The sequence below is a fragment of the Psychrobacter sp. PG1 genome, from assembly GCF_014897815.1.
Classification (GTDB): domain Bacteria; phylum Pseudomonadota; class Gammaproteobacteria; order Pseudomonadales; family Moraxellaceae; genus Psychrobacter.
The window spans coordinates 1-3,107 of record NZ_JABUZG010000002.1; the positions used below are offsets into that span (position 1 = coordinate 1).

2 protein-coding genes are annotated in these 3,107 nt (G+C 41.1%); both read right to left on the reverse strand.

Features of this window, described 5'->3' with window-relative positions; genetic code table 11:
• Positions 1–64: 64 nt before the first annotated feature.
• A complete protein-coding gene (infC, locus tag INT03_RS00015; RefSeq protein ID WP_045447656.1) occupies positions 65–568 on the reverse strand; it encodes a translation initiation factor IF-3 in 504 nt (167 codons plus the stop codon).
• 23 nt (positions 569–591) lie between these two features.
• Positions 592–2,526: a threonine--tRNA ligase gene (gene thrS / locus INT03_RS00020; protein ID WP_193007077.1), complete on the reverse strand. Its 1,935-nt coding sequence runs from the start codon at positions 2,524–2,526 to the stop codon at positions 592–594.
• Positions 2,527–3,107: the final 581 nt, after the last annotated feature.

Genomic DNA, 3,107 nt, shown 5'->3' on the forward strand with positions numbered 1-3,107 from the left:
TCTTTTTTCAATCACTTTTGATGTTGAGAGTGGGGTATTGACTAACAGCCATCTAATAAACAGATTACTTTTTCTTAGTTGGCCCAAGCAGCATACCCATCTGACGACCTTCCATCTTAGGATATTGCTCAACGTTAGCAATCTCAGCAGTATCTTCGATAATACGATCTAGCTGCTTGCGACCAATTTCTTGGTGCGCCATTTCACGGCCACGAAAGCGAATACTGATTTTAACTTTGTCTTGGTCTTCCAAAAAGCTGACGATTTTTTTCAGTTTAACCTGATAATCAGCTTCTTCAGTACTAGGACGCAGCTTCATCTCTTTTAGCTGAGTTTGCTTTTGGTTCTTTTTAGCTTCTTTCGCTTTTTGCTTTTGATCATAGAGGAAATGCTTATAATCCATGATTTTGCATACTGGCGGTTTGGCTTCAGGAACCAATTCGACCAAATCTAGACTGTCCTCACGTGCCGCTTTCATCGCGGTTTCGATATCGACCACGCCCATCTGTTCGCCGTCTTCTTTAACGAGACGGACTTCTTTGGCTGTGATATCTTCGTTGATGTTCAAACGGTTTGACTGTTTAATAGGTATTACTCCTCATCTGTTTTTGGGGTCTGTCGGCCTTTGTTGCTGACAGCGGTCTGTACTAATGTAATAAATTCTGGAACACTCATCACGCCAAGGTTTTCACCTTCACGAGTACGGACATTGACACTGCCCGATTCGACTTCTTTATCCCCTAATACTAGCATATAGGGAACGCGTTCTAATGTTTTCTCTCGTATCTTAAATCCAATCTTTTCGTTACGCAAGTCACTAATAGCTCGCAAACCTGAATTTTTGAGTTCGCTGACCACATTTTCACAAGCATCTGCCTGTTTATCAGTGATATTCATCACCACCACTTGTTGCGGCGCTAGCCAAACGGGCATCCAACCAGCATAGTTTTCAATCAAAATACCAATGAAGCGCTCGAATGAACCTAAGATGGCACGGTGCAACATAATAGGTACTTCGCGCTCGTTTTGCTCATTGACGAATTCGGCATCTAGGCGCTCAGGCATGTTTGGGTCAACCTGAATCGTACCGCACTGCCAGACGCGACCTAAAGAATCTTTCAAACTAAATTCAATCTTCGGACCATAAAATGCGCCTTCACCTGGCAGATAAGCCCAATCTAATCCTGAGCTATCTAATGCATCGGCCAAAGCTTTTTCGGCGAAGTCCCAAGACTCATCACTACCAACCCGTTTTTCAGGGCGAGTCGAGAGTTTCATAATGATATTGTCAAAACCAAAGTCTTCATAAACGGCAAGGGTTAGCTTAATAAAGTCAGCGACTTCTTGCTGGATTTGCGACTGTGTACAGAAGATATGTGCATCATCTTGGGTAAAACCGCGTACACGCATCAAACCATGTAGCGAACCTGATGGCTCATTACGATGGCATGAGCCAAACTCTGCCATACGTAATGGCAAATCACGGTAAGATTTTAGACCTTGGTTAAAAACTTGTACGTGACAAGGGCAGTTCATTGGCTTTACTGCATAATCACGATTTTCACTGGCAGTCGTGAACATGTTAGTCGCATAGTTACCCCAATGTCCCGAACGCTCCCACAAACTACGATCGACGATTTGCGGTGTTTTAATTTCTTCATAACCGTTATCATGTTGTACTTTGCGCATATATTGCTCAAGTACTTGGTAAATAGTCCAACCATTTGCATGCCAAAACACCATACCCGGCGCTTGCTCTTGCATATGGAACAGATTTAACGCTTTACCAATTTTACGATGGTCACGTTTTTCAGCTTCTTCGATACGCTGAATATAGGCTTTTAAATCTTTTTTATCCGCCCATGCTGTACCATAGATACGTTGCAGTTGCTCGTTCTTGGCATCACCGCGCCAATATGCACCAGACATTTTGGTCAGTTTGAATACTTTTAAAAATCTGGTGTTCGGCACGTGTGGACCACGGCACATATCGACATATTCTTGATGATGATAGAGACCAAAGGCTTCTTCGCCTGGCATATCGTTAATCAGCTTAAGCTTATAGTCTTCACCACGTTCTTCAAAGATTTTAATGACTTCATCGCGTGGCGTTATTTTTTTGATAACGTCATAATCTTGCTTGATGAGTTCCATCATGCGTTTTTCAATGGCTGCCATATGCTCTGGTGTAAAGGGCGTTTCGCTATAAATGTCATAATAAAAACCATCATCGATAACGGGACCAATCACCATTTTTACATCAGGATATAACTGCTTAACAGCATGACCTAATAGGTGAGCACAAGAATGGCGAATGATATCGACACCGTCATCATCTTTTGGTGTCACGATTTCAACCTTAGCATCATGAGCGATAGGGTCGTGCGCATCAACTAGATGACCATCTACACGTCCGGCGACCGTTGCTTTAGCCAATCCTGCACCAATGCTTTGTGCCACTTCCATGACGGTGGTACTACCTTCGAAGTTTTTTACGCTACCATCGGGTAAAGTAATCGCTACCATAATCTATTCACCTTTTTGCGTCCGTTGGCAGTGATGATTGCAACCATCAATCATATAACCGCAAGACTGCGTCAATTATATCCAACTGCTATGATATGTTATAAGAGATAGATATCACTTAAAGGCAAAATTTCAAACAATTAACCGTTGAACAATCAAGGCTAATAAGAAATGCCATTAAACAATATTATAAAGTCAGCTATTATAGCAAAAACTGTGTATTAACACTAGATAGTAAGGGATTAGGTCGGCTTCTATATATAGATGCTATCTATATGAATATCAAGAAGGGTAAATCATAGTTAGCTAAGGACACAGCGAAGACAATTATCAATAAGCAGATAAATATGCCAAAAAGTCAGTATAGAGCCTCAAGATTTTAGCTTAAAGCAAGTTCTTAATGGCAACGCTATAGATGACAATTAATGAATATCGATAGATACTGTTTAAAGCTGAGTTATTATTTAAGCGAATTAAACAAACACTTCCTCTAACCCATTGAAAGCTATACACAATTAAAAGTCTTATCAAATAAACCCAAAAACCTCTGATAAAGCGGTTGACACTCTTGTCAGAATCTA